Here is a 26,030-nt window from a genome sequence, read left to right as displayed (position 1 = left end):
TAAAGAGGAGTGACATAGATGGCCATAAAAGCTGAAGAAATCAGTGCATTACTTCGCTCACAAATTGAAAATTATGAGTCTGAAATGTCTGTAACTGATGTTGGTACGGTACTCCAAATTGGTGACGGTATCGCATTAATTCACGGATTAAATGACTGTATGGCTGGTGAGCTAGTAGAGTTTTCAAATGGTGTTCTTGGTTTAGCTCAAAACCTTGAAGAATCAAATGTGGGTGTAGTTATTTTAGGACCATATACTGAAATTACTGAAGGCGACGAAGTTAGACGTACTGGACGTATTATGGAAGTTCCAGTAGGGGAAGAACTTATTGGTCGTGTTGTTAACCCACTTGGTCAACCTATTGATGGGCAAGGTCCTATCAATACAACTAAAACACGTCCTGTTGAGCAAAAAGCTACAGGTGTAATGGCTCGTAAATCTGTTGACGAACCACTTCAAACTGGTATTAAAGCGATTGACGCATTAGTTCCAATTGGACGTGGTCAACGTGAGTTAATTATCGGAGATAGACAAACAGGTAAAACAACAATCGGTATTGATACAATCTTAAACCAAAAAGGTTTAGATACAATTTGTATTTACGTAGCAATTGGTCAAAAAGATTCAACTGTGCGTGCAAATGTAGAAAAATTGCGTCAGGCTGGTGCATTAGATTACACAATTGTTGTTTCAGCTTCAGCATCTGAACCTTCACCATTACTTTACATTGCACCTTACTCAGGTGTAACTATGGGTGAAGAGTTTATGTTCAATGGTAAACATGTATTAATCGTTTACGATGATTTAACTAAACAAGCTGCTGCTTACCGTGAGTTATCATTATTATTACGTAGACCACCAGGTCGTGAAGCGTATCCAGGTGACGTATTCTACCTGCATAGTAGATTATTAGAAAGAGCAGCTAAACTTAATGATGATTTAGGTGGCGGTTCAATAACTGCTTTACCAATCATTGAAACACAAGCAGGGGATATTTCTGCATACGTACCAACTAACGTAATTTCAATTACAGATGGACAAATTTTCTTACAATCTGATTTATTCTTCTCAGGTGTAAGACCAGCGATTAACGCGGGACAATCAGTTTCACGTGTAGGTGGATCTGCTCAAATTAAAGCAATGAAGAAAGTAGCAGGTACGCTACGTTTAGACTTAGCTTCATATAGAGAATTAGAATCATTTGCACAATTTGGTTCTGATTTAGATGAATTTACAGCTAGAAAACTTGAAAGAGGTAAACGTACGGTTGAAGTCTTGAAACAAGATCAAAACAAACCACTTCCTGTTGAAAATCAAGTTTTAATTATCTATGCATTAACAAAAGGTTACCTAGATGATATTCCTGTAGAAGACATCACACGTTTTGAAGATGAATTGAATAGTTGGACTAAATCAAATGGTTCAGACTTATTAAATGAAATTAGAGAAACTGGTGGCTTACCATCTGATGATAAATTTGAAGCAACTATTAATGAATTCAAGAAAAGCTTTAGCAAATCTGAATAATTAAACTTTAAATTGAAAGGGTGGTGAGATAATGGCTTCATTAAAAGAGATAGATGGTCGTATTAAATCGACGAAAAAAATGAAACAAATTACCAAAGCGATGAATATGGTATCAAGTTCAAAATTACGTCGAGCTGAAAAAAACACTAAACAATTTGAACCTTATATGGAGAAAATGCAAGATGCTATTACTGCAATTGCAGGTGCTAGTAAAAATTCTAGTCATCCTATGCTTAGACCTAGACAAGTTCAACGTAGTGGCTACCTAGTTATTACAAGTGATAAAGGCTTAGCAGGTGCTTATAGTTCAAATGTACTAAAACGACTTATTAATGATATTAAAGAAAAGCATTCTAGCAGTGACGAATATAGTATTATTGTATTGGGTCAATCTGGTGTTGATTTCCTTAAAAATAGAGGTTATGAAATTGAGAATTCACTTGTTGATGTTCCTGATCAACCTTCATTTAAATCAATACAAGCAATTGCTAAACATGCGATTGACTTATTCAGTGAAGAACATATTGACGAATTAAAAATTTATTACAGTCACTATGTTAGTGTTCTTGAAAATAAACCAACAACTAAACAAGTTTTACCATTATCTCGTGAAGATTCTAGCCAAGGTCAAGGCCAAATGTCTTCATATGATTTTGAGCCTGATAAAGAGTCTATCCTAAGTGTTATTCTTCCTCAATATGTTGAAAGTTTAATTTATGGAACGATTTTAGATGCTAAGGCTAGTGAACATGCAGCGAGAATGACTGCAATGAAAAATGCTTCTGATAATGCAATTGAACTTATTGATGACTTATCATTACAATATAATAGAGCTAGACAAGCTGAAATCACTCAACAAATCACAGAAATTGTTGGTGGTTCCGCAGCACTTGAATAATAATTTAAAGGAGGAAACAACATGAGTAATGGCCGTGTAACTCAGGTTATGGGTCCTGTTATTGACGTTCGTTTTGAACATAATGAAGTACCTGAAATTAATAACGCCTTAATCATCGAAGTTCCCAAAGAAGATGGTACTTTTGAATTAACGCTTGAAGTTGCATTACAACTAGGTGATGACGTTGTTCGTACAATTGCCATGGATTCAACAGATGGTGTTCAACGTGGTATGGAAGTTCAGAACACTGAAAAAGACATTTCAGTACCAGTTGGCGAAGTAACTTTAGGACGTGTATTTAACGTATTAGGTGACACAATTGATTTAGAAGATAAATTAGATGGTTCAGTAAGACGTGATCCAATTCATAGACAATCACCTAACTTTGACGAATTATCTACTGAAGTAGAAATTCTTGAAACTGGAATCAAAGTTGTAGACTTATTAGCACCATACATCAAAGGTGGTAAAATCGGTCTGTTTGGTGGTGCCGGTGTTGGTAAAACCGTTTTAATCCAAGAATTGATTAATAATATCGCACAAGAACATGGTGGTATTTCAGTATTTGCTGGTGTAGGTGAACGTACACGTGAAGGTAACGACCTATATTATGAAATGAGAGATAGTGGCGTTATTGAGAAAACAGCAATGGTATTTGGTCAAATGAACGAGCCACCTGGTGCGCGTATGCGTGTGGCACTTTCTGCATTGACAATGGCTGAGTATTTCCGTGATGAACAAGGACAAGACGTTCTGTTATTCATCGATAACATTTTCAGATTTACTCAAGCAGGTTCAGAAGTATCAGCATTATTAGGACGTATGCCATCAGCTGTAGGTTATCAACCTACTTTAGCTACGGAAATGGGTCAATTACAAGAACGTATTACATCAACGAATAAAGGTTCAGTAACCTCAATTCAAGCTGTATTCGTACCAGCCGATGACTATACTGACCCAGCGCCAGCAACTGCATTCGCTCACTTAGATGCTACAACTAACTTAGAACGTAAATTAACTGAGATGGGTATCTATCCTGCCGTGGATCCTTTAGCATCTACATCAAGAGCGTTAGAACCAGCAATTGTTGGTCAAGAGCATTATGAAGTGGCACGAGATGTCCAATCAACACTTCAAAAATATAGAGAATTACAAGATATCATTGCTATTTTAGGTATGGATGAGTTATCAGAAGAAGATAAATTGACTGTAGAACGTGCACGTCGAATTCAATTCTTCTTGTCACAAAACTTCCATGTAGCAGAACAATTCACTGGTCAAAAAGGTTCATACGTTCCTGTTAAAACTACAGTAGCTGATTTTAAAGACATTTTAGATGGTAAATATGACCATATTCCTGAAGATGCTTTCCGTTTAGTTGGAAGTATGGAAGATGTCATTGCCAAAGCAAAAGATATGGGTGTTGAAGTCTAAACAATTAGGAGGTATAGATAATGAGTACAGTTAATCTTGATATTGTCACTCCTAATGGTTCAGTCTACGAAAAAGATGACGTTGAATTAGTTGTTTTTCAAACTACAGCTGGTGAAATGGGTGTCATGAGTGGGCATATTCCGACAGTTGCCGCATTAAAAACAGGCCATGTAAAAGTGAATTTTAGAAATGGTACTGAATATATAGCTGTTAGTGGTGGCTTTGTTGAAATTAGACAACATAAAGTATCTGTCATTGTTCAAACAGCTGAAACTGCAAGTGAAATTGATGTAGAACGAGCTAAATTAGCTCGTCAAAGAGCACAATCTCATTTAGAAGATCAGGATAACAGTGATATAAACAGAGCTAAAAGAGCGTTGGCAAGAGCTGAAAACCGCTTACGCGTAGCAGAATTAAAATAATTAAAAAGGTTTGGAAACTAACTTTAGTTTTCAAACCTTTTTTATGTTGTATCATAGTCACGATTAGTACCATTCTGTGCTTATTTAATGTACAATATAGTACAGAAATCTAAAAGGAGAGAATGTTATGGATTATATTGGACAATTTGCAATAATACACTTAATTTTACATGTTCTGTGTATTTGTGTAGCTTATTGGGCATTAAACTCTCTAAAATTAGATCAATTTTTTAAAAAAGGCTATGCTACTCAAGTACAAGTTTGTCTAATGTTTTTAGCAGTATTATTGGGTACAGCTGTCAGTAATTTTTTAATTGATTTATTACAATTCTCAACACAAGTGAAATTTTTATTTCAATAATGAGTTTATTGTAAATTCTTTTTAAAAATGGATATAATAAATAAATAATTGATTGAAAATCGGGAAATGATGATAGTAATAAGAGTTTAAAGTGGAGGATTATTATGGATAAAATAGTTATAAAAGGTGGCAATCGCCTAACTGGAGAAGTTAAAGTTGAAGGCGCTAAAAATGCAGTTTTACCAGTACTAACTGCATCACTGTTAGCGTCAGAAGGTCAAAGTAAACTTGTTAACGTTCCAGATCTAAGTGATGTTGTAACAATAAATAATGTGTTATCAACATTAAACGCTAATGTGGAGTATAACAAAGAAGAAGGTGCTGTATTAGTTGATGCATCTACAACATTAAAAGAAGAGGCACCTTATGAATATGTTAGTAAGATGCGTGCGAGCATATTGGTTATGGGTCCTTTGCTAGCTCGATTAGGACATGCCATTGTCGCATTACCAGGTGGTTGTGCAATTGGTGCACGACCAATAGAGCAGCATATTAAAGGTTTTGAAGCTCTAGGTGCTGAAATTCACCTTGAAAATGGAAATATTTATGCTAGTACAAAAGATGGTTTAAAAGGTACAGATATTCATTTAGATTTCCCTAGTGTAGGTGCAACTCAAAACATTATTATGGCTGCTTCACTTGCAAAGGGTAAAACAGTAATTGAAAATGTTGCTAAAGAACCTGAAATTGTTGATTTAGCAAATTATATCAATGAAATGGGTGGTAAAGTTACCGGAGCTGGTACTGATACTATTACAATCCATGGTGTCGAAAAATTAAGAGGTGTTGAACATTCAATTATTCCAGATAGAATTGAAGCAGGTACCCTTATCATAGCTGCTGCAATTACACGTGGTGATGTATTTGTTCGAGACGCTGTGAAGGAACACATGACTAGTTTAATTTATAAACTAGAAGAAATGGGTGTTAATTTAGATTTCCAAGAAGATGGTGTAAGAGTCACTGCTGAGGATGAACTTAAACCAGTTGACGTTAAAACATTGCCACATCCCGGATTCCCAACAGATATGCAATCACAAATGATGGCGTTATTATTAACAGCTGAAGGCCATAAAGTGATAACTGAAACAGTCTTCGAAAATAGATTTATGCATGTTGCCGAATTTAGACGTATGAATGCAAATATTACTGTAGAAGGCAGAAGCGCTAAAATACAAGGTAAGAGTCAATTACAAGGTGCTCAAGTTAAAGCAACGGATTTACGTGCAGCTGCGGCATTAATATTAGCTGGTTTAGTAGCTGAAGGTACAACTCAGATTACTGAATTGAAACATTTAGACCGTGGTTACGTTAATTTCCATGAGAAATTAAAATCATTGGGTGCTAACATTGAAAGAGTAAATGATTAATAATATATTTTTCGTATAAACTTCTGGAGGATTTACATTATGGAAACAATTTTCGATTATAATCAAATTAAACAAATCATTCCACATAGACAACCATTTTTACTAATAGACCGTGTAGTTGAATATGAAGAAGGCAAAAGATGTGTGGGCTTAAAACAAGTATCTGGTAATGAGCCTTTTTTCCAAGGACACTTTCCAGATTATGCTGTGATGCCTGGCGTACTAATTACTGAAGCTTTAGCTCAAACAGGAGCTGTTGCTATGCTAAACAGTGAAGAGAATAAAGGTAAAATTGCTTTATTTGCTGGTATTGATAAATGTAGATTCAAAAAGCAAGTAACTCCTGGTGATACTTTAATGTTAGAAGTAGAAATTACTAAAACTAAAGGTCCGATTGGAAAAGGTACAGCTAAAGCAACTGTTGATGGACAATTAGCTTGCAGTTGTGAACTAACTTTTGCAATTCAAGATGCTTAAATAATAAAAAATTGCCTCCTAACTTAATAAAGTGTTAGGAGGCAATTTTTTATTCTCTCTCAAATTTTTCTTCTTTAAGTTTTGGTTTTGATTGCATCATTCGATTGAATGTTATTTTTAACTCTTCACCAGAAAGACCTTCATCAATTAGCTGTTCTAATAAACTCTCTGCATATACTTGACGTAAAGTATAAATATGACAGTCAAATACTATTGACATTGTTGTTTCGAATTCAGAAATGCTTTTAATTGTGGCATCAAATAAAGCGGGATCATTTGAAGGACGCGTTATCACGACTCTAATGTCCAATAAAGTTTGATCATCATAATATTTTCTCATTGTCTCATAATGTGCATTTGAAATGACAACCTCTAAGAGCCAACCTGTGCCACTATTTTCTTTATTAATGATTACACCATCTTCTAACTCGAATTCAGTTATTCCACCATTTTCGTTAACGATTTGAAAACGTACAGCTTTAAATGTCTTCACTTCATCACATCCCCAAAAAAATTTAAAATTATGCAAAAAATGAAATTATTAATAATCTAATATGAGTTTTACAATTATTTTCTTTAAATATATCAAACTTTGTGTATTAAGAGGAATAAAAATATTAAAAATAGAATTTTGACGCCTAAATTATAAATGAATAATATAGTTATAGAAGGAGGTGACACATGCTAAATAAAATTGTGATAGTAGGTCGATTGACCAAAAAGGCACAAATATTTGAAAACGAGGAGGTGAAGATAGCTACGTTCTGTGTTGCAACTGACCGTAATTATAAAGATGAAAATAATGAAATAGCTTGTGATTATATTTTTTGTAAGGCATTTGGTAAAACAGCAACAAATATAGAATCATATACAGACCAAGGCACTTTAGTTGGTATTACAGGACAAATGAGATCTCGTAAGTACGATAAAGATGGTCAAACGCACTTTGTGACTGAATTATATGTTGAAACAATTAAATTTATGTCCCCTAAATCTAAAAACGATAATAATCTTCCTAACGCCACATATGATGAAGACGCTTATTCCTTTGATCACCTTGAAGTGATTGATGTTAACTAATGTTCTAATAACTCCATCCCTATTTACTATAAAAACTTCTTTTAATTATACTCATGGCCTCTCTTATATAAAGAATTTATAAGGGAGGCTATTAAATTACCCGTTTAATTATCTGAAAGATTTCATAAATATTACAAAGAAAAGATGTTTATATACCTATTCAAAGCTGTCATGATAGTTTGCAATTGAAATAATTATGGTTTTACTAATGTAATTTCTATGTAAAAAAGTCCTGTCTTTTTTTATTTCACTGTAACCTACTATGATTTTATGGATGTTAAAGTTGTACTTGTAAAATTAATTAAGACACAAACATTCTTAGGAGGATATATATATTATGAAAAAGACAATTATTGCTTCATCATTAGCAGTAGGTTTAGGAGTAGTTGCTGGCAACGCTGGACACGCAGATGCGAGCGAAGCTCAAGTAAATAAAGCAGAATTAGCTCAATTAGCTCAATCAAATGATCAATCATTAAATGATAGCCCTATTCAAGAGGGTGCTTACAATGTAACTTTTGATTATGAAGGTTTCACTTATCATTTTGAATCAGATGGTACTAACTGGAGCTGGAACTATGCACAATCAGGTCAAGCTTCTCAACTACAAGATGTAAGTGCACAAGCTTCAACTGTTTCTAATCAAACTTCAGCTGAACAAGTTGGTTCTCAACAACAATCTAGTCAAGTTCAACCAACTCAAACTCAACAAGCACCTCAAACTGAACAAACACAACAACCACAAACTGAAGCTACAACTTCTAACTCAAGTTCTTCAAATAACAATGCTTCAAGTGGTTCTTCTGTAAATGTTAACAGTCATTTACAACAAATTGCACAACGTGAATCTGGTGGCGACATTACTGCTATCAACCCAAGTTCAGGTGCAGCAGGTAAATATCAATTCTTACAATCTACTTGGGATTCAGTAGCTCCTGATGAATATAAAGGTGTTTCACCAGCACAAGCTCCTGAACACGTACAAGATGCTGCAGCAGTTAAATTATATAACACTGCAGGCGCTTCACAATGGGTAACTGCATAATATAGTAATTTAATCATTTAAAGTAAGAGTGGAACAGTGAATTTTGTTCCACTCTTTTTTGTTTTGTTTGATAAAAAGCAGTCATTTTGATATTGTTAAATTAATAGATTAATGCTACTAGGGGAGCCATAGTAAATGGCTGAGATGATTAATTCAGACCCTTACAACCTGATTTGGTTAGTACCAACGTAGGAAAGTAGTTATGTAAATGTTACGTTCTCTTTATTGAATGATAGCTACATTTCTACGTTGAAATGTAGCATTTTTTAAATTTAAGGAGGATTAATATGACATTTTCAACTGAGATTAAAGAGGCTGCGCAACCTATTATTGAAGAGATTTATAATGATGGTTTTATACAAGACCTATTAAAAGGGGATTTAGATGCTCAAGCAGTACGTCAATATTTAAGAGCAGATGCGTCATATTTGAAAGAATTTACAAATTTATATGCACTTCTTATCCCAAAAGCGCCATCAATGAAGGATGTCAAATTTTTAGTTGAACAAATTGAATTTATGCTTGATGGTGAGGTTGAAGCACATGAAATCCTAGCAGATTATATCAACGAACCTTATGAAGAAATTGTTAAAGAAAAAGTATGGCCACCTAGTGGAGATCATTACATTAAACATATGTATTATCACGCATATGCTCATGAAAATGCTGCGTATACTATAGCTGCAATGGCACCTTGTCCTTATGTATATGAAGTAGTAGCTAAAATGGCATTAGAGGATCAAAACCTAAATAGAGATTCTGTTACAGTAAAATGGTTTGATTTCTATAGTACAGAAATGCGACCATTAATTGAAGTATTTGATAATTTATTAGATAAATTAACAACAAATTGTACAGAACAAGAGAAGAAAGATATTAAAGAAAGTTTCTTACAAAGTACCATACATGAACGTAATTTCTTTAATATGGCTTATATTAATGAACAGTGGAACTTCGGAGGCGATAAAAATGCATAAACCCAAAATTGCTTTAACAATTGCAGGAACTGATCCATCAGGTGGCGCTGGTGTGATGGCCGATTTAAAATCATTTCATTCCTGTGGCGTCTACGGTATGGCAGCGATTACAAGTATCGTTGCGCAAAACACTAAAGGCGTTCAACATATCCATAATCTTGAGACAAGTTGGGTACAAGAACAATTAGACAGTGTCTTTAATGATGAATTACCACATGCTATTAAGACAGGCATGATTGCAACTCATGAAACAATGGAGTTAATCCAACATTATTTGAAACAACACTCAGATATTCCATATGTTATTGATCCAGTTATGCTTGCTAAAAGTGGTGATTCACTCATGGATGATGATACTAAGAAACATTTACAGAATACATTACTACCTTTAGCAGATGTCGTCACGCCAAATATTCCTGAAGCAGAGGAAATTACAGGTATCAAACTAGATACTGAAGAAAATATACGAAAAGCTGGTAACATATTTATTAACGAGATAGGTAGTAAAGGCGTCGTAATAAAAGGTGGGCATTCAACTGATTTAAACAATGCCAAAGATTTCTTGTTTACTAAGGATGATGTATATACTTTTGAAGATCAACGCTTTGATACAAAACATACTCACGGCACCGGATGTACATTTTCAGCGGTAATTACTGCAGAACTTGCAAAAGGGAAATCAATCTATGAAGCGGTAAAAAAAGCTAAGAAATTTATTTCATTAAGTATTCAATATACGCCAGAGATTGGTCAGGGTAGAGGGCCGGTAAACCATTTTGCTTATATGAAGAAAGTAGGTTTAGATGATGAATAACTTAGAACGTTTGAGACAAGAGAACCCTCTAGTTGTATGTTATACAAATGATGTCGTGAAGAATTTTACAGCCAATGGTTTACTCAGTATCGGCGCGAGCCCAGCAATGAGTGAAGCACCTGAAGAAGCAAGGGAATTTTATAAAGTCGCTGGTGCATTACTTATTAATATTGGCACGATGACTAAAGCAAATGAACAAGACATATTGGAAATTGGTAAAATTGCGAATCAACAAGGAACACCGATTGTATTTGATCCAGTGGCAGTTGGTGCATCTTCATATCGTAAAGCATTTTGCCAAAAATTCTTATCAGAAGTGAAAGTATCAGTAATTAAAGGAAATGCCTCAGAAATTTTAACGTTAGTAGATGCGACTACAACGATGAAAGGTACAGATGGTGAAACTGACTTAGATGTTGTAGAAATAGCTAAGAGAGCCCATGAGGAATTGAATACAGCCATCGTGTTAACAGGTAAAGATGATGTTGTTGTCCAAGGTGGCAAAGTTGTCAAGTTATATAATGGGTCACCTTTATTAGCTAAAATTACTGGTGCTGGATGTTTACTCGGTGGTATTGTAGCGAGTTTCTTATTTAGAAAAGAAAATCCAACACTACAAGTGTTAGAAGAAGCAGTGAGCATTTATAATATTGCTGCTGAAATTGCTGAAAAGGATCAACAAGTGAATGGACCAGGTACATTTTTACCCAAACTGTTAGATCAAATGTATAACATTGACTTTAATACTTACCAACACCAAGTCAAAAGACAAGAGGTTGAATAATATGTTTAATTCATCATTATTAAACGTTTATTTTATTTGCGGTACACAAGATGTTCCAGAAGAAAAAGATATTAGAGTAATACTAAAGCAAGCTTTAGAAGCTGGAATTACCCTTTTTCAATTCCGCGAAAAGGGGCCAACATCATTAGATGGTGTTGCGAAAGAAGACTTAGCAATTGATTTATTAAAACTATGTCATGACTATCAAGTACCATTTATTGTAAATGACGATGTTGATTTAGCTGAAAAAATAAATGCAGACGGTATTCATGTAGGGCAAGATGATGAAAATGTGAAGTCTTTTGCTGAACGTTTTAGAGATAAAATCATTGGGCTTAGTATTGGAAATGAGAAAGAATATTATCATTCGGATTTAGAACACGTTGATTATATTGGAGTTGGACCTATGTTTGCAACAATCTCTAAAGATGATGCTAACGCACCAGTAGGTCCATCAATGATTGCTAAAATAAAGAACATCAATCCTTCGTTACCAATGGTAGCAATTGGAGGCATAACAGAAGACAATATTGAACCTATTGCTCAAAATGGTGCAGATGGTGTTTCAGTTATTTCAGCGATTGCACGTAGTCATAATATTGACAAGACTGTTACTAAAATGAAAAGTTATTTCAAATAAATAATAAAATTTTTCTTTTTTTGTTTTCTAGTACACGGTTACTATGATAAAATAATCTCTATGTGAATATATCAATAGAGGTGTAAAAATGAAGAAGAAAGCGTTACTACCTTTGTTATTAGGGGTAATGGTCTTTTTAGCCGGATGTGACTATTCTAAATCTAGTAATAGAGATGGATTTTTCTATAATACATTCGTAGAACCAATGTCTAAAGTATTACATTGGTTAGGCCATTCAGTATTTAACGATGACTACGGTATTGCAATTATCGTATTAGTTTTAGTAATACGTATTATCTTGTTACCATTCATGCTATCAAACTATAAAAATAGTCATTTGATGCGTGAAAAAATGAAAGTTGCCAAACCAGAAGTTGATGGCGTGCAAGAGAAAGTTAAACGTGCACGTACTCAAGAAGAGAAAATGGCAGCAAACCAAGAAATGATGGAAGTTTATAAGAAATACGATATTAATCCAATGAAGAGTGCATTAGGATGTTTACCTGTATTAATTCAAATGCCAGTTGTCATGGGATTATACTTTGTATTACGTTACCGTATTGGTGGCGGTATTGCAGAACATCCTCACTTCTTATGGTTTAATTTAATACATCCTGATATTTGGATTACTATTATTGCCGGTGTGCTTTACTTTATCCAAGCTTGGGTATCAAGTAAGCAAATGCCTCAAGAACAACGTCAAATGACATATATGATGATGATTGTATCACCAATCATGATTATTTGGATTTCATTAAGTTCGGCTTCAGCTTTAGGTTTATATTGGTCAGTCAGTGCGGCATTCTTGATTGTTCAAACTTACTTCGCCAATATGTACTATGAAAAAGTTGCTCGAAGAGAAGTTGCACCAATGATTGAAAAATTTGAGGAAAATAATAGTAACTCAAATAAAAAAGGTAAAAACACTCAAGTCGTTTCTAAGAATAATAAAAAGAAAAAATAAATTAGTTTAATTGAAACTAGTAAGTAAAAAGGCCGATATCCTTACGTAGGGTATCGACCTTTTTTTATATATGCCATTCTTTATAAAATTGATTTAAAAACTGTTCCATAAACGCATGTCTTTCTCTAGCTAATTTTCTAGCAGTTTCAGTATGCATTAAATCTTTTAATTTTAATAATTTATCATAAAAGTGACGTATAGCTGAAGGTTCTAAATTAGTAATCGTTTCAATATTAGGTATGTCTCTATGTGGTGATTCTGTCCACATTGGCTCATTAAAATGGCCTGAAAATTGAAATGCTCTAGCAATACCAATAGCACCAATCGCATCTAGTCGATCAGCATCCCTAACAATTTGTCCTTCAATAGGAAGGTCTACATGATTATTTTGTCCATTTCTATAACTTAAATGCTGAATGATGTAAATAATCTTTTGTTGTTGATCAAAAGATACACGAATGTTCTTTAAAAATGTTTTTAAACGATCTAAAGCATTGGCTTTATTTGTTAACTTATCATCAATGACATCATGAAGTAATGCAGATAGTGTGATAATTAAATATTCTCCTTGTTGCTCGCATTTAGAGATTGTTTGAGCTAGTGACGTTACACGTTCTACATGTGCAATATCATGACCAGAATAATCATTTTTATGAAAATCTTTCATATAACGATGGGCTAATTCTATTTGTCGTGTTACATCCATTTTAATCTCCTTATTGTTCAGATAAGTTCGGGACTAAAGTAGTATTTTAAGTATATTATATTTTCAATGTAATTTTTTAAACTACTATATCTAAATTATCTATAGAATAGGTGAAAGTAATTGAGATATACCTTCTTTAAATTTGATCCACAGGCTTCGTTTATTATATAAGTCTTCAGTGAGTCGGTAGGATACTTTCATATCTTGAATAAATGCTTCTTTTAGTTGAATTGCAATTGCTTCATCATAGATAAATGCGTTTACTTCAAAATTCAATGTAAAACTACGATTATCCATGTTGGCAGTACCTACTGAAGCAATTTCATCATCAATAATTAATGTTTTGGAGTGTAAGAAACCATTATCATAATGATAGATTTTCACACCAGCTGATAATAGAGAAGCTGCGTTTTTTAAGGTAGCCCAATAAACAAAAGGATGATCAGGTTTATTAGGAATCATAATATTGACCTCTACACCACCTAAAGCTGCTATTTTAATTGCATCAATGAAGGCTTGATCAGGAATAAAATAGGGTGATTGAATATAAATAGATTGTTTAGCTGAAGAAATCATTTTCAAATAACCATATTTGATTTGCTCCCAATCTTCATCAGGACCACTTGAGGCAATTTGTACACCTATTGTTCCACCAGAGTCTACATCAGGAAAATAGCGATCTTCATATTCGATTGAATCACGGTTTGATTGTGAATTCCAATCTAATATAAATCTCAGTTCAAGTGCGTTTACAGAATCTCCTTCTAATCGCAAATGAGTGTCTCGCCAATATCCAAATTTTTTATCTTTACCTAAATATTCGTCTCCTACATTAAAACCACCAACATAACCAATTTTACCGTCAATAATAACTATTTTTCTATGGTTTCGGTTATTCATACGGAGGTTTATAAGTGGGAGTTTAGAAGGGAAGAAAGATTCAACATGTCCACCTTTTTGACGGAAGTGTTTTAAATCTTTTTTTCTTAAAGTTCTTGATCCCATATCATCGTATAACATTTTAACTTCTAAGCCCTCATCAAGTTTATCCTCAAGTGCTGAGAGAATTCGATGACCTAATTCATCACTTTTGAAAATATAGTATTGAATATGTATATAATCCTTTGCATTTTTAATATCACTTAATAATGCATCAAATTTTGCATGGCCATCAGTATAAATCTTGATTTGATTATCAGTAGTAAGGAATGCAGCATTGTTAAAAAGTAACATGCGTACCATTTCTTTAAACTTAACAATTTGATGATTACCCTTTGAGAAATCGTCGCTTTCTAATGCTTCAATTTGTTCATCGACAATCATAGCAAGGCCTTTACGGTCTTCCTTTTTCAATTTAAAAATACGATTGCGTTGAATTTGGCGTCCTAATAGTAAATATAAAATAAACCCTATAATTGGTAAAAATACTAAAACAAGTAGCCAAGCCCATATTGAACCAGCACTACGCCGCTCCATAAAGATAATAACAAACGCAAAAATTAAGTTTAATATAAAGGCAGCAATTAAAATGATATTAATAATCAATGAGGAATGCGTGAAAGACATTGAATATATTTCTACCATAGTACGCCTCCTGTTTATTTTTTTAATTCTTGCAAGAATAAGATAAGTCTAGTACTTTCTTAAACTTAATTGTATCATGGCATTAACTAAATAGCATGACCCTTTTTCATGAAAATAAGTTACAGTGTTTGACGAATATGAAGGTAAATTATACGATATGATAGTACTATTAGAAAGGGTGACGACCTTGAATAATCATGAAAATGCACATCATTCCGAGCAAATTAAAATGAATTTAAAATCAAGACTAAATCGTATTGAAGGGCAAGTTAGAGCGATTAATCGCATGATTGAAGAAGATGTATACTGTGATGACGTGCTAACTCAAATTAGAGCTACAAGATCTGCATTAAATAGTGTGGCCACTAAGTTGCTAGATCATCATATGAAAAGCTGTATCATGGATAAAGTGAATAACGGCGCTCAAGAAGAAGCGATGGAAGAATTGTTAGTGACATTTCAAAAATTAATGAAAGATTAGGGGTTAATTAAATGAACTTTAGTGAAATTAGAATTAGTGAATTAAATACTGAAGAGCAAGCTAATTCGCTCCAACATAGACTTGAGAAGATGATAGGTGTAGATGAAGTAATTGTAGAACTAAATGACCAATTAGTTAAAATTTCTTTTGAAACACCAACGAATTTAAATAGTATTGAAAAAGAAATTTATGATGATGGTTATAAGGTATTAGGTTGATAAATTAAAATAATTTTATTAAATATCAATTTTATGCTGAATTAATGTAGTAAAACATCGATAATTGGGGTAGTATAACTTTGAAGTCATAAAACGAGGTGAAAGCCATGAGTAATTCGGATAAATTGCAAAATGTTGTTAAATTATTATCGTCATTAGGTGTGAATATTAAAAAAACTAAATCTCGTTTAGACATTATTAATACATTGCCAGCTACAACACCTGTGCGCCAAGAACTTAAATAGTCTGCTAGCAATTGATAAAGGGAGAAGCGTAATCACTTTTAAATGTGATTACGCTTCTTTATTAGGCATTGTTTGTCTTTGATGGAAATGTATAGATAAGACGACACCTATACCAACCATTAAACTCCATAGTGAACTACCGCCGTAACTAATAAATGGTAATGGTATACCGGTAATAGGTAGTAATTGGATTGTCATACCTATATTTTGTAATATATGGAAGACAAGTAGTGATACATAGCCTATGATAAATATTTTGCTGAATGGAGATTCAACTTTCGTAGCTAGTCGAATTAAATGAAAAATTAATGCTAAAAAGATGAGTAGTAAAACTACAGCGCCTATAAATCCCATTTCTTCTCCAACTACTGAGAATATAAAATCTGTATGATTTTCAGGAATGTAAACCTCACCATGATTAAATCCTTTACCGAATAATTGACCAGACCCAATCGCTTTTAAAGATTCTGTTAAGTGATAACCGTCTCCAGCACTATATGAATATGGATCCAACCAAGAATTAATTCGCCCCATTTGATACATTTTCACACCTAGAAGGCTCTCAATTAACGTTGGTTTATAAATGATAGCTAATATAATAGTTCCTCCAAAAACAAAAGCGGCTATAAATAATGGTGCTAAGATTCTCCATGTAATACCGCTAACTAACATTATTCCTATTATAATAGCGCAAATCACAAGCGTTGTACCTAAGTCATTTTGTAATAAGATTAAAGTCATTGGTACTATTGAAATTCCTATGATTTTAAAGAACAAGACCAAATCAGTTTGAAAAGATTTATTAAAAGTAAAACGATTATGGTTAGAAACGCTCTTTGCTAATGCTAGAATTAAGATGACCTTCATAAATTCTGAGGGTTGAATACTTACTGGTCCAAATGAATACCAACTTTTAGCACCATTAATGATTGGTGTAATAGATGTTTCAGGTAATATGAGTAAACCTATAAGTAGTACACAAAAGATAAAATAAAGAATATATGTATTATTTCTAATCTTTTTAGGTGAAATAAGCATAATAACTAATGCGATAATAGCACCTAATATGTAATAAATGATTTGGCGAATACTAAAGTTTGCACTATATTGTCCTCCACCCATAGCTGAACTAATCGTAGTAACACTTATAATGGCAAGTATGGTTAATAATGCTACAAGTATCCAGTCTATCTTACGTAGCCAATGTTTTGAAGGCTGTTGACGGGATGAATATTTCATGAGAAAACTCCTTAAATTCTTATAATCGAACGATTAATATTATATACAAATTTTACATGACTTTATATTAATTTGCTAGAAAATAACAGTCAGAATATAGAAAACTAAAAATTCAATCTAAAATTGTGTTTGAATTATGATTGGTAAATTAATCTAATAAAAACCAAAAAAATTAATTAAACATAATTAGATTTAAGTTGATAAATGCAAAATCACTTTAGACTGTGATAATATTGATTTTTAGAAAGCATAGTTTAAACTAAATAAAATTTATAAAATATTGATAGTTAACTAAAAAGAAAATGTAAAAATGAATTGAAAGAGATATAGACATTTGTAAGAAGTTGAAATAACGTAATAGTTTAATACTTCTCATAAATGATTGAGTTATGATCTTTCTTAATGGAGGAACTACTTATGGTAAAAGAAAACATTTGTATCGTATATGGTGGTAAAAGTGCTGAACATGATGTTTCTAAATTGACTTCGCAAAATGTTCTTAATGCAATTGATAAAGAAAGATATTTAGTGGATATCATTTATATTACGAATGATGGCTTATGGAAGAAAAAAGAAAATATCACTGAGGAAATTAAAGAAATTGAATCCCTAAATATGACAGATATAGAAGCGGGCGAAATCACTATTTTGCTTAAAGAAAGTAGCGATGGTAAACCTTATGATGCAATATTCCCATTACTTCATGGCCCTAATGGTGAAGATGGCACAATTCAAGGGGTATTTGAAGTTCTTGATTTACCATATGTTGGGAATGGTGTACTAGCTGCATCAAGTTCAATGGATAAACTTGTTATGAAACAATTATTTGAACATAGAGGATTGCCTCAATTACCTTACATTAGTTTCTTAAGAAGTGAATATGAAAAATATGAGGGTAACATTATTAAACTCGTTAAAGATAAACTTACATATCCAGTATTCGTAAAACCTGCAAATCTTGGTTCAAGTGTAGGTATTAGTAAATGTAATAATGAGGATGAACTAAAATCAGGTATTGAGGAAGCTTTCCAATTTGACCGTAAACTTGTTATTGAACAAGGTATTAATGCTCGTGAAGTTGAAGTAGCTGTATTAGGCAATGACTATCCTGAAACAACATGGCCAGGAGAAGTTATCAAAGATGTTGCATTCTATGATTACAAATCAAAATATAAAGACGGTAAAATCAGTTTACAAATTCCTGCAGAATTAGATGAAGAAGTACAAATGACATTAAGAAACATGGCATTGGAAGCATTTAAAGCTACAGATTGTTCGGGATTAGTACGTGCGGATTTCTTTGTTACTGAAGACAATCAAATTTTTATTAATGAAACAAATGCAATGCCTGGATTCACAGCATTTAGTATGTATCCAAGTTTATGGGAGAATATGGGCTTATCTTATTCTGACCTAATCACAAAATTAATTGACCTAGCTAAAGAACGTCACGAGGATAAAAAGAAAAACAAATACACAATTGACTAAGAGAGGGATTCATAAATGATAGAAGTTTCTTTACAGCAAATTCAGGAATGGATACCTTGTGATATTGATTCACAATATTTACAACAAACCATCAAAGGTGTGACGATCGATTCACGTGCAATCAAAACTAATATGTTATTTATACCATTTAAAGGTGAGAACGTAGATGGTCATCGCTTTGTTTCACAGGCGTTAAAAGATGGCGCTGGGGCTTCTTTCTATGAAAAAGGCCATGACATTGATGATAATGTGGAAGGACCTATTATATGGGTAGACAATACATTAATTGCGTTACAACAATTAGCTAAAGCATATCTTAAACATGTGAACCCTAAAGTAATAGGTGTTACTGGTTCAAACGGTAAAACAACTACTAAAGATATGATTGAGAGTGTATTACACACTGAATTTAAAGTTAAAAAAACGCAAGGTAATTACAATAATGAAATAGGCTTACCATTAACTATTTTAGAGCTTGATTTAGATACAGAGATTTCAATATTAGAAATGGGTATGTCTGGATTCCATGAAATAGAATTACTTTCTAATATAGCAGAACCAGATATTGCTATTATTACAAATATTGGTGAATCACATATGCAAGATTTAGGTTCTCGTGAAGGCATTGCTAAAGCTAAATCTGAAATAACAATTGGACTTAAAAAAGAGGGAACATTCATCTATGATGGTGATGAACCATTGCTTGAACCACATGTTAAAGAAATTAAACATGCTAAATGTTTAAGTGTAGGTTTGAAACAAGATAATGCTTTAGTATGCGAAGTAGAACATAGTGAAAATGATGGCATTGCTTTCTCTATTAACGGTAATGAACATTATAAATTACCTATTCTTGGAATCCATAATATGAAAAATGCAGCTATCGCAATTGCTATTGGTCATGAACTAGGACTTAAATATGAGACTATTCAACATAACATTAATCATGTTCAACTCACTGGTATGCGAATGGAACGCCATATTACTGATGATAATATTACTATCATAAATGATGCTTATAATGCCAGTCCTACAAGTATGAAAGCCGCAATTGATACTTTGAGTCAAATGGAAGGTAGAAAAATTATTGTACTTGCTGACTCACTTGAATTAGGGGAAAATAGTCGTTCAATGCACGAAGAGGTAGGCGCATATTTAGAAGGTAAAAACATCCATACTTTATTAACATATGGCAAAGATGCAAAGTATATTAGTGATATAGGAGGTCAATTTGTTGACCACGTTGAATATTTTATTGATAAACAACAATTAACTCAATATTTAATAAATAACTTAGTTGCTAACGACAAAGTTCTTGTAAAAGGTTCAAGAGGAAATAAACTTGAAGAAGTTGTAAATAAATTGATTTAATTATTTTCAAAATTACTATCATTCTAAGCAAGTCACTAATTAGGAATCTAAATCCTTTAGTGGCTTGTTTTTTTACTTTAAAAATTTAAATAATAAGTGAAAAATATAAACGCTATTATATGAAAATAGATTTGAAAACGAGTTCATCTATAAAATTGCTTTATTGCGATATGTAATTTTAGGTGGTACTATATAGAAGTTGACGTAATAAGAGGACCTTATATACACAAACGTATATTGATAAATAAGAAAGTTAAAAGGAGAATTATATTGCAAAATTTTAAAGAACTAGGGATTTCGGATAAAACAGTTGAGACCCTTGAAGCAATGGGCTTTAAGGAACCCACACCTATCCAAAAAGATAGTATCCCTTATACATTAGAAGGAAAAGACATCCTTGGACAAGCTCAAACTGGTACTGGTAAAACGGGAGCGTTCGGGATTCCTTTAATAGAAAAAGTTGTAGGTCAATCAGGTGTGCAAGCTTTAATATTAGCACCTACAAGAGAATTAGCTATGCAAGTAGCTGAACAATTAAGAGAATTTAGCCGTGGTCAAAATGTACAAGTTGTAACGGTATTTGGTGGTATGCCAATCGATCGACAAATTAAAGCTTTAAAAAGAGGACCACAAATCGTTGTAGGTACACCAGGACGTGTCATTGACCACTTAAATAGACGTACATTAAAAACAAATGGTATTCATACATTGATTTTGGATGAAGCGGATGAAATGATGAACATGGGATTCATCGATGATATGAGATTCATTATGGATAAAATTCCAGCTGAGCAAAGACAAACAATGTTATTCTCAGCAACAATGCCTAAAGCAATCCAAACTTTAGTACAACAATTCATGAAATCTCCTCAAATCGTTAAGACAATGAACAACGAAATGTCAGACCCTCAAATTGATGAATATTATACAATTGTGAAAGAACTTGAAAAGTTCGATACATTTACTAATTTCTTAGATGTACACCAACCTGAATTAGCCATTGTCTTCGGTAGAACAAAACGTCGTGTGGATGAATTAACAAGTGCTTTATTATCTAAAGGTTACAAAGCAGAAGGCTTACATGGTGATATCACACAAGCTAAACGTTTAGAAGTATTGAAGAAATTTAAAAATGATCAAATCGATATATTAGTTGCTACAGACGTTGCAGCACGCGGTTTAGATATTTCAGGTGTAAGTCATGTATATAACTTTGACATTCCTCAAGATACTGAAAGCTATACACATAGAATCGGACGTACAGGAAGAGCTGGTAAAGAAGGCATCGCTGTTACATTCGTAAATCCAATTGAAATGGATTACATCCGTCAAATTGAAGATGCAAATGGAAGACGCATGAACGCTTTAAGACCACCTCACCGCAAAGAAGTATTAAAAGCGCGTGAAGATGATATTAAAGATAAAGTGAAAAATTGGATGTCACGAGAAAGTGAAGCACGTTTGAAACGTATCTCAAGCGAGTTATTAGAAGAATATGATAGTACTGAATTAGTTGCATCGTTACTACAAGAATTAGTAGAAGCAAATGATGAAGTGGAAGTACAATTAACATTTGAAAAACCATTAGCACGTAAAAATCGCCAAGGTAAAGGTAATGGATCACGTCGTGGTGGAAAACGTAATAACAAGTTCGATAATAAAAACAAACGTTCAAAAGGCAACTTTAATAAGAAAAAAGGTAAAAAACCTGACCGTCGTGAAAGACAAGACAAAGGTAAATCTACGATGAAAGGTCGAACATTCGCAGATTTACAAAAATAAAATAATTCAATATTGAATTTTATAATCAAACCATCTCATGCTTTTGAGGTGGTTTTAAATTTGATTAAATAGTAGAAGTAATTTAACAACTTCGCATATTCAGCAAGGTCAGTAAGCCTCACACTAAATATGATATAATAAAATATAATTACAAAGGAGTATATTATGAAGGTAGAAAGTTCATTTCATAAAAGTCCTAAGAATGCACTGAAATACCACTGGCTTAATAGTGGTATCTTATTTTTAATAGAACTGATTATCATTGCTGCACTATTCTCAATGTGGCGATATTTTAATTGGTACCACTTTATTGTCTACATACTTATCTTCTTAGTCTTCATTTCGGTTATTCGTTTGCTATTACAACCCATTATTAATTATAAATATCGTTTTTATAGGGTTAATGATAGAAATGTCGAAGTTAAAAAGTCTTTTATTTTTAAAAAACACCAAATAACTAAAATTGAACGGCTACAATTTTTAGAAATTAAAAGTAATCCTATTTTAAAGCTACTAAATTTAAATATTTTAATTTTTGTAACAGCAGGTCATGAATTAAAATTACCAATTGTCTCAGAAGAAGAAATGAATCAATTATCAGAAGATATTTTTATAGCATTGCGAGGTGCTGATTCAGATGTTTAATCCTCAAAAATTGCATCCAATTTCATACATAACAGGGATAATAGATGTAATTAAACAAAATATTTTTACATTTATAATATTAGTTGGTTTTAATATATGGAATTTTGATTTTACAGAAATTCGTCATTATATTGGCCCATCAATCTTTTTGTTTATCCTTATTTTAACGTTTATACATCGATTTTTAGAAATTAAAGTTACAAGATATTGGATTGAAAACGACCAATTTATTGTTACATCTGGATGGTTAAATAAAAAAAGAAAAGAACTAAATCTAAGTAGAATTCAGTCATTAGATACAACACAAGGTTTGATTAACCAAATCGTTGGTGGCGTTAGTTTACAAATTAAAACGCCAAGTGATGGCATTGAATTGGCAACAATAACGAAGAAACAGAGTGAGTTCACTGAACAAACCATACGAATGAGACAAAAAGAATTAAATAATAATACTCAAGAATATTTAATCAATGATGAATCGGATGAAAATGAACTAAAAACGGAGCAATATAATGCATCGACAAGTGTAACAGAAAGTAATTCAGAACATGTGTTCAATATGTCCTTAACTTCACTAATTCTAATGGCTATGACGAGTGGGGCAATAGGTGTGGCCTTTGCTGCCGTTTCGCCAATAGTAGGTGCATTTCAAGATATTATCCCTTGGGATAAATGGACGTCTAATCTATGGCATTGGGTAAATTCTGTATTTATTATTGTGCTGTTTGTTGTTGCATCGATTTTAATCATTAGTTATGTTTTAGGAACTATAATTACGATTATACGTTATTATAACTACAAAGTTGTACAACAGGGTAATCATCTTAAAATTAGTTATGGTCTTTTTAATGTGAAAAATCTAACAGTTCCAACTGATCGACTACAAGCAGTGTTAGAGAAACAATCTTTCTTAAGAAAAATATTTGGATATACCTCTATACACTTTATTATCACGAGTGATATGGATATAGATTCTAATGATGATACAAGTGACAATGGTAAAATTATGATATTACCATTTATAAAACAAAAAGAAGCATATGAAATTATTGGAAAGCTCGTACCAGAAATGAAGTTTAATAAGGTCGAAAACATTATGCCATGGAAAGGATTTCATCGTCATTTCTTTATACCAAGTATTATCGTTTTAATTTTAGCTAGTATCGGAACTTATTTTTGGAGTGCATGGAGCTTTTTAATCGCTTTGATGATAATTATTGTGATGATGTCTCATGCATATATCTACGTTAAAAATGCTGGCTTAGTGATAGAGAATGATGAAATAACTTTGAAACGTGTAAGCACTTTTGGTTTTCAAACATATTACTTCAAAACGGATAAAATTATAGGTATAGAAACGAGCCAACATCCTTTTCTTGAAAGAAGTCATTTAGCAAATTTATATTTCCTTATTGCTAAGGGATCAGTATTTGAGTTTATGGAATTAAAGTTCATAAAAGAAGATATATCGCAACGCTACGTTGATGCGTATTTAAGAGGTGAGTACGATGTCTAATTATAATTACATGAATAAAAACGGCCCTAAAGTGATGAGGATTGCTTCAATGATTACTACCATTATTTTTACAATTATAGTGATAATAGCAAGTATTTTATGTGATTTATACATTGAGGAAATGAGTCGCGCATTACTTGTAAGTCTTGCGATAGCACTAATCATTTTATGTTGTGTTGTTTTTATAGTTATAACACCATTTTTAAAATATAAAAACTTTCGATATGGTTATTCAAACGATGAAATTTATATAAGAAGAGGCATTATTTTTATCAATACTAAAATTATTCCATTTTATCGAATTCAGAATATCGATATTGAAGAAGGTTTTTTAATGAGAAAATATAAGTTAGCTTCATTGCATTTGTCGACTGCAGGAGGCGTTTCTCAAATAGATTTGATTGCAAAGAAAGACGCAATAAAACTTAAACAAATGATACAAAAAAAGAAAAGTATTCAGCAAAATGATATTAGTGAAATGAATACGAAAATAGATCATTCAAATATACCTAGTGAGTGAGGGGTTAGCATGATACATGGAATAGGTATTGATTTAATAGAAATTGAAAGAATTAAAAAAGCTTTTGAGAAACAAAAAGACAAGTTAGTAAAGAGAATTTTAACACAAGAAGAGGAACAACAATTTCATTCATTTAAAAGTGAAAAGAGAAAACTTGAATATTTATCTGGTCGTTTCGCAACCAAAGAAGCTTTCAGTAAAGCATTAGGTACAGGCTTAGGAAAAACAGTGGCATTCAAAGACATTAATTGTTACAACGATATAAAAGGTAAACCATGTATAGATTACAATGGTTTTATCGTACATGTTTCAATAACTCATACAGAACATTATGCGATGAGTCAGGTTTTGTTAGAAAAGAGAGATTAACAGTATTATAATAAAAATAATTTCTACCTCGTATATTGAACGAGTTAAATCAATAATAAATAAGATTTTTTTACTAATTAAGAGGAGGATTACGTATGTCAGATAAATTCTATAGATCAACTTATTTAAACGTAGATTTATCAGCGATTTTAAATAACTATAATACTGTTAGAACGTTGCATAGCGATAAAACAGTTATACCAGTAGTAAAAGCTAATAGTTATGGGTTAGGTAGCGTTAAAATCGCACAACATTTAATGAAAAACGGTGCTGACTTTTTTGCAGTAGCAACTCTTGATGAAGCTATTGAATTACGTATGCATGGAATCAATGCTCAAATACTTATCCTAGGTGTCATTCCTCTTGAAGATATAAATAAAGCTATTCAACACAGAGTTGCTTTGACTGTACCATCATTACAATGGATACAACATGCAATAGAATTAATTAGTGATGATAATGAAAAGAATTTATGGCTACATGTGAAACTCGACACAGGTATGGGCAGACTTGGAATTAAATCACTGGAAGAATATAAAGAAGTCATTGACTTAATTCAAAGTCATTCTCATTTAGTATTCGAAGGTGTATATACGCACTTTGCTAATGCTGATGAACCTGGCGACTCAATGGATCATCAATATGAACAATTTGAAACCTTAGTAACTCAAGCTGAGAAACCTAAATTCATACATTCTCAAAATTCAGCTGGTTCTTTATTGAGAAACTTTGAATTATGTAACGCAGTTAGACTTGGTATTTCACTTTATGGTTATTATCCGTCAGAGTACGTAAAAGAAAAAGTTGAAACTGAATTACAACCAAGTGCGCAATTATTAACACAAGTTGTCCAAACTAAATATTTAAAATTTGGAGAATCGGTAAGTTATGGCAGTACATATACAGCAACTGAAGATATAAAGATCGCGATTTTGCCAATTGGATATGCAGATGGATACTTACGCTCAATGCAAGGGGCATTTGTTAATGTCAAAGGCCATCAATGTGAAGTCATAGGTCGAGTATGTATGGATCAAATGATAATTAAAGTGCCAGATGATGTAAAAGAGGGA

At 32.6% G+C, this 26,030-nt stretch carries 29 protein-coding genes and 1 riboswitch; of the genes, 25 read left to right on the top strand and 4 right to left on the bottom strand.

Features of this window, described 5'->3' with window-relative positions:
- Positions 1-18: 18 nt before the first annotated feature.
- From atpA to fabZ, 7 genes are all read left to right on the top strand, one after another.
- Complete coding sequence (gene atpA / locus HMPREF2737_RS02620; RefSeq protein WP_011275241.1) at positions 19-1,527, top strand: F0F1 ATP synthase subunit alpha; 1,509 nt, start codon at positions 19-21, stop codon at positions 1,525-1,527.
- A 31-nt stretch (positions 1,528-1,558) separates the two neighbouring features.
- Positions 1,559-2,425 (top strand): ATP synthase F1 subunit gamma, encoded by an 867-nt coding sequence (atpG, locus tag HMPREF2737_RS02615; RefSeq protein WP_037551942.1) that lies wholly within the window; start codon positions 1,559-1,561, stop codon positions 2,423-2,425.
- A 21-nt stretch (positions 2,426-2,446) separates the two neighbouring features.
- The gene (atpD, locus tag HMPREF2737_RS02610; RefSeq protein WP_037551943.1) at positions 2,447-3,859 is read left to right on the top strand and encodes a F0F1 ATP synthase subunit beta; all 1,413 of its coding nucleotides are present in this window, start codon (positions 2,447-2,449) and stop codon (positions 3,857-3,859) included.
- Between the two features lie 20 nt (positions 3,860-3,879).
- Positions 3,880-4,281, top strand: coding sequence for a F0F1 ATP synthase subunit epsilon (locus tag HMPREF2737_RS02605; protein WP_011275244.1), 402 nt, complete (start codon positions 3,880-3,882; stop codon positions 4,279-4,281).
- A 127-nt stretch (positions 4,282-4,408) separates the two neighbouring features.
- A complete protein-coding gene (locus HMPREF2737_RS02600) occupies positions 4,409-4,642 on the top strand; it encodes a DUF1146 family protein (RefSeq protein ID WP_037551945.1) in 234 nt (77 codons plus the stop codon).
- Between the two features lie 104 nt (positions 4,643-4,746).
- Positions 4,747-6,012, top strand: coding sequence for a UDP-N-acetylglucosamine 1-carboxyvinyltransferase (gene murA, locus HMPREF2737_RS02595; RefSeq protein WP_037551946.1), 1,266 nt, complete (start codon positions 4,747-4,749; stop codon positions 6,010-6,012).
- 39 nt (positions 6,013-6,051) lie between these two features.
- On the top strand, positions 6,052-6,489 hold the full coding sequence (fabZ, locus tag HMPREF2737_RS02590) for a 3-hydroxyacyl-ACP dehydratase FabZ (RefSeq protein WP_037551947.1): 438 nt from the start codon (positions 6,052-6,054) through the stop codon (positions 6,487-6,489).
- 49 nt (positions 6,490-6,538) lie between these two features.
- Here the strand turns inward: fabZ and HMPREF2737_RS02585 are convergent, their stop codons facing one another.
- Positions 6,539-6,982: a YwpF-like family protein gene (locus tag HMPREF2737_RS02585; protein ID WP_037551948.1), complete on the bottom strand. Its 444-nt coding sequence runs from the start codon at positions 6,980-6,982 to the stop codon at positions 6,539-6,541.
- Between the two features lie 188 nt (positions 6,983-7,170).
- Between HMPREF2737_RS02585 and HMPREF2737_RS02580 the strand changes: the two genes are divergently transcribed.
- From HMPREF2737_RS02580 to yidC, 7 genes are all read left to right on the top strand, one after another.
- Positions 7,171-7,569 carry a single-stranded DNA-binding protein gene (locus HMPREF2737_RS02580; protein WP_037551951.1) on the top strand — a complete coding sequence of 133 codons (399 nt, stop codon included), beginning with the start codon at positions 7,171-7,173 and terminating at the stop codon, positions 7,567-7,569.
- A gap of 337 nt (positions 7,570-7,906) precedes the next feature.
- Positions 7,907-8,614, top strand: a complete 708-nt coding sequence (locus tag HMPREF2737_RS02575) for a transglycosylase family protein (RefSeq protein WP_037551953.1) — start codon at positions 7,907-7,909, stop codon at positions 8,612-8,614.
- 109 nt (positions 8,615-8,723) lie between these two features.
- A riboswitch (TPP riboswitch) is annotated at positions 8,724-8,826 on the top strand.
- A gap of 75 nt (positions 8,827-8,901) precedes the next feature.
- Positions 8,902-9,591 carry a thiaminase II gene (gene tenA, locus HMPREF2737_RS02570; protein WP_037551956.1) on the top strand — a complete coding sequence of 230 codons (690 nt, stop codon included), beginning with the start codon at positions 8,902-8,904 and terminating at the stop codon, positions 9,589-9,591.
- The gene (thiD, locus tag HMPREF2737_RS02565) at positions 9,584-10,405 is read left to right on the top strand and encodes a bifunctional hydroxymethylpyrimidine kinase/phosphomethylpyrimidine kinase (RefSeq protein ID WP_037551958.1); all 822 of its coding nucleotides are present in this window, start codon (positions 9,584-9,586) and stop codon (positions 10,403-10,405) included. The genes tenA and thiD overlap by 8 nt, the downstream gene beginning before the upstream one ends.
- Positions 10,398-11,189, top strand: a complete 792-nt coding sequence (thiM, locus tag HMPREF2737_RS02560; RefSeq protein ID WP_037551960.1) for a hydroxyethylthiazole kinase — start codon at positions 10,398-10,400, stop codon at positions 11,187-11,189. The genes thiD and thiM overlap by 8 nt, the downstream gene beginning before the upstream one ends.
- A 1-nt stretch (position 11,190) precedes the next feature.
- The gene (gene thiE, locus HMPREF2737_RS02555; protein ID WP_037551962.1) at positions 11,191-11,829 is read left to right on the top strand and encodes a thiamine phosphate synthase; all 639 of its coding nucleotides are present in this window, start codon (positions 11,191-11,193) and stop codon (positions 11,827-11,829) included.
- Positions 11,830-11,917: 88 nt separating this feature from the next.
- Positions 11,918-12,793 carry a membrane protein insertase YidC gene (gene yidC / locus HMPREF2737_RS02550; RefSeq protein WP_037551964.1) on the top strand — a complete coding sequence of 292 codons (876 nt, stop codon included), beginning with the start codon at positions 11,918-11,920 and terminating at the stop codon, positions 12,791-12,793.
- Between the two features lie 64 nt (positions 12,794-12,857).
- On the opposite strand, the gene HMPREF2737_RS02545 is transcribed toward yidC, so the two are convergent.
- Both HMPREF2737_RS02545 and cls read right to left on the bottom strand, forming a co-directional pair.
- On the bottom strand, positions 12,858-13,499 hold the full coding sequence (locus tag HMPREF2737_RS02545) for an HD domain-containing protein (RefSeq protein WP_037551966.1): 642 nt from the start codon (positions 13,497-13,499) through the stop codon (positions 12,858-12,860).
- Between the two features lie 99 nt (positions 13,500-13,598).
- The gene (gene cls, locus HMPREF2737_RS02540; protein ID WP_037551969.1) at positions 13,599-15,083 is read right to left on the bottom strand and encodes a cardiolipin synthase; all 1,485 of its coding nucleotides are present in this window, start codon (positions 15,081-15,083) and stop codon (positions 13,599-13,601) included.
- A 229-nt stretch (positions 15,084-15,312) separates the two neighbouring features.
- Here cls and HMPREF2737_RS02535 point away from each other — a divergent pair, with 229 nt between their 5' ends.
- The 3 genes from HMPREF2737_RS02535 (at position 15,313) to HMPREF2737_RS11405 (ending at position 16,027) form a co-directional block, all read left to right on the top strand.
- Positions 15,313-15,564 (top strand): metal-sensitive transcriptional regulator, encoded by a 252-nt coding sequence (locus HMPREF2737_RS02535; RefSeq protein WP_370591104.1) that lies wholly within the window; start codon positions 15,313-15,315, stop codon positions 15,562-15,564.
- 11 nt (positions 15,565-15,575) lie between these two features.
- A complete protein-coding gene (locus tag HMPREF2737_RS02530) occupies positions 15,576-15,782 on the top strand; it encodes a putative copper chaperone CsoZ (protein WP_037551971.1) in 207 nt (68 codons plus the stop codon).
- A gap of 107 nt (positions 15,783-15,889) precedes the next feature.
- Positions 15,890-16,027, top strand: a complete 138-nt coding sequence (locus tag HMPREF2737_RS11405; protein ID WP_011275260.1) for an Lmo0850 family protein — start codon at positions 15,890-15,892, stop codon at positions 16,025-16,027.
- 48 nt (positions 16,028-16,075) lie between these two features.
- Here HMPREF2737_RS11405 and HMPREF2737_RS02525 read toward each other — a convergent pair whose 3' ends face one another.
- Positions 16,076-17,266: an FtsW/RodA/SpoVE family cell cycle protein gene (locus HMPREF2737_RS02525; protein ID WP_037551974.1), complete on the bottom strand. Its 1,191-nt coding sequence runs from the start codon at positions 17,264-17,266 to the stop codon at positions 16,076-16,078.
- A 417-nt stretch (positions 17,267-17,683) separates the two neighbouring features.
- Here HMPREF2737_RS02525 and HMPREF2737_RS02520 point away from each other — a divergent pair, with 417 nt between their 5' ends.
- The 8 genes from HMPREF2737_RS02520 to alr form a co-directional block, all read left to right on the top strand.
- Positions 17,684-18,754, top strand: a complete 1,071-nt coding sequence (locus HMPREF2737_RS02520) for a D-alanine--D-alanine ligase (protein WP_037551977.1) — start codon at positions 17,684-17,686, stop codon at positions 18,752-18,754.
- A 15-nt stretch (positions 18,755-18,769) separates the two neighbouring features.
- On the top strand, positions 18,770-20,125 hold the full coding sequence (gene murF, locus HMPREF2737_RS02515; RefSeq protein WP_037551979.1) for a UDP-N-acetylmuramoyl-tripeptide--D-alanyl-D-alanine ligase: 1,356 nt from the start codon (positions 18,770-18,772) through the stop codon (positions 20,123-20,125).
- A 270-nt stretch (positions 20,126-20,395) separates the two neighbouring features.
- Positions 20,396-21,907 (top strand): degradosome RNA helicase CshA, encoded by a 1,512-nt coding sequence (locus HMPREF2737_RS02510; RefSeq protein WP_037551982.1) that lies wholly within the window; start codon positions 20,396-20,398, stop codon positions 21,905-21,907.
- Between the two features lie 165 nt (positions 21,908-22,072).
- On the top strand, positions 22,073-22,552 hold the full coding sequence (locus HMPREF2737_RS02505; protein WP_037551983.1) for a PH domain-containing protein: 480 nt from the start codon (positions 22,073-22,075) through the stop codon (positions 22,550-22,552).
- The gene (locus HMPREF2737_RS02500) at positions 22,545-24,068 is read left to right on the top strand and encodes a PH domain-containing protein (RefSeq protein ID WP_037551984.1); all 1,524 of its coding nucleotides are present in this window, start codon (positions 22,545-22,547) and stop codon (positions 24,066-24,068) included. Before HMPREF2737_RS02505 ends, HMPREF2737_RS02500 begins: the two co-directional genes overlap by 8 nt.
- The gene (locus tag HMPREF2737_RS02495) at positions 24,061-24,588 is read left to right on the top strand and encodes a PH domain-containing protein (RefSeq protein WP_037551985.1); all 528 of its coding nucleotides are present in this window, start codon (positions 24,061-24,063) and stop codon (positions 24,586-24,588) included. The genes HMPREF2737_RS02500 and HMPREF2737_RS02495 overlap by 8 nt, the downstream gene beginning before the upstream one ends.
- A gap of 9 nt (positions 24,589-24,597) precedes the next feature.
- Positions 24,598-24,957 (top strand): holo-ACP synthase, encoded by a 360-nt coding sequence (gene acpS / locus HMPREF2737_RS02490; RefSeq protein WP_037551987.1) that lies wholly within the window; start codon positions 24,598-24,600, stop codon positions 24,955-24,957.
- Between the two features lie 95 nt (positions 24,958-25,052).
- Positions 25,053-26,030: alanine racemase (gene alr, locus HMPREF2737_RS02485; RefSeq protein ID WP_070632572.1), on the top strand; the 978-nt coding region annotated here is incomplete at its 3' end.

Origin of the sequence: Staphylococcus sp. HMSC069D12 (assembly GCF_001810405.1) — a bacterium.
In the GTDB taxonomy this organism is placed as follows: Bacteria; Bacillota; Bacilli; order Staphylococcales; family Staphylococcaceae; genus Staphylococcus; species Staphylococcus haemolyticus.
Note: the sequence above shows the minus strand (reverse complement) of the source record. Positions and strands in the feature narration are given on the sequence as shown.

Excerpts from the sequence above, each read along its gene's own strand:
- atpA (WP_011275241.1), top strand. The coding sequence starts at position 19 with ATGGCCATAAAAGCTGAAGAAATCAGTGCATTACTTCGCTCACAAATT.
- atpG (WP_037551942.1), top strand. The coding sequence starts at position 1,559 with ATGGCTTCATTAAAAGAGATAGATGGTCGTATTAAATCGACGAAAAAA.
- atpD (WP_037551943.1), top strand. The coding sequence starts at position 2,447 with ATGAGTAATGGCCGTGTAACTCAGGTTATGGGTCCTGTTATTGACGTT.
- HMPREF2737_RS02605 (WP_011275244.1), top strand. The coding sequence starts at position 3,880 with ATGAGTACAGTTAATCTTGATATTGTCACTCCTAATGGTTCAGTCTAC.
- HMPREF2737_RS02600 (WP_037551945.1), top strand. The coding sequence starts at position 4,409 with ATGGATTATATTGGACAATTTGCAATAATACACTTAATTTTACATGTT.
- murA (WP_037551946.1), top strand. The coding sequence starts at position 4,747 with ATGGATAAAATAGTTATAAAAGGTGGCAATCGCCTAACTGGAGAAGTT.
- fabZ (WP_037551947.1), top strand. The coding sequence starts at position 6,052 with ATGGAAACAATTTTCGATTATAATCAAATTAAACAAATCATTCCACAT.
- HMPREF2737_RS02580 (WP_037551951.1), top strand. The coding sequence starts at position 7,171 with ATGCTAAATAAAATTGTGATAGTAGGTCGATTGACCAAAAAGGCACAA.
- HMPREF2737_RS02575 (WP_037551953.1), top strand. The coding sequence starts at position 7,907 with ATGAAAAAGACAATTATTGCTTCATCATTAGCAGTAGGTTTAGGAGTA.
- tenA (WP_037551956.1), top strand. The coding sequence starts at position 8,902 with ATGACATTTTCAACTGAGATTAAAGAGGCTGCGCAACCTATTATTGAA.
- thiD (WP_037551958.1), top strand. The coding sequence starts at position 9,584 with ATGCATAAACCCAAAATTGCTTTAACAATTGCAGGAACTGATCCATCA.
- thiM (WP_037551960.1), top strand. The coding sequence starts at position 10,398 with ATGAATAACTTAGAACGTTTGAGACAAGAGAACCCTCTAGTTGTATGT.
- thiE (WP_037551962.1), top strand. The coding sequence starts at position 11,191 with ATGTTTAATTCATCATTATTAAACGTTTATTTTATTTGCGGTACACAA.
- yidC (WP_037551964.1), top strand. The coding sequence starts at position 11,918 with ATGAAGAAGAAAGCGTTACTACCTTTGTTATTAGGGGTAATGGTCTTT.
- HMPREF2737_RS02545 (WP_037551966.1), bottom strand. The coding sequence starts at position 13,499 with ATGGATGTAACACGACAAATAGAATTAGCCCATCGTTATATGAAAGAT.
- cls (WP_037551969.1), bottom strand. The coding sequence starts at position 15,083 with ATGGTAGAAATATATTCAATGTCTTTCACGCATTCCTCATTGATTATT.
- HMPREF2737_RS02535 (WP_370591104.1), top strand. The coding sequence starts at position 15,313 with ATGAATTTAAAATCAAGACTAAATCGTATTGAAGGGCAAGTTAGAGCG.
- HMPREF2737_RS02530 (WP_037551971.1), top strand. The coding sequence starts at position 15,576 with ATGAACTTTAGTGAAATTAGAATTAGTGAATTAAATACTGAAGAGCAA.
- HMPREF2737_RS11405 (WP_011275260.1), top strand. The coding sequence starts at position 15,890 with ATGAGTAATTCGGATAAATTGCAAAATGTTGTTAAATTATTATCGTCA.
- HMPREF2737_RS02525 (WP_037551974.1), bottom strand. The coding sequence starts at position 17,266 with ATGAAATATTCATCCCGTCAACAGCCTTCAAAACATTGGCTACGTAAG.
- HMPREF2737_RS02520 (WP_037551977.1), top strand. The coding sequence starts at position 17,684 with ATGGTAAAAGAAAACATTTGTATCGTATATGGTGGTAAAAGTGCTGAA.
- murF (WP_037551979.1), top strand. The coding sequence starts at position 18,770 with ATGATAGAAGTTTCTTTACAGCAAATTCAGGAATGGATACCTTGTGAT.
- HMPREF2737_RS02505 (WP_037551983.1), top strand. The coding sequence starts at position 22,073 with ATGAAGGTAGAAAGTTCATTTCATAAAAGTCCTAAGAATGCACTGAAA.
- HMPREF2737_RS02500 (WP_037551984.1), top strand. The coding sequence starts at position 22,545 with ATGTTTAATCCTCAAAAATTGCATCCAATTTCATACATAACAGGGATA.
- HMPREF2737_RS02495 (WP_037551985.1), top strand. The coding sequence starts at position 24,061 with ATGTCTAATTATAATTACATGAATAAAAACGGCCCTAAAGTGATGAGG.
- acpS (WP_037551987.1), top strand. The coding sequence starts at position 24,598 with ATGATACATGGAATAGGTATTGATTTAATAGAAATTGAAAGAATTAAA.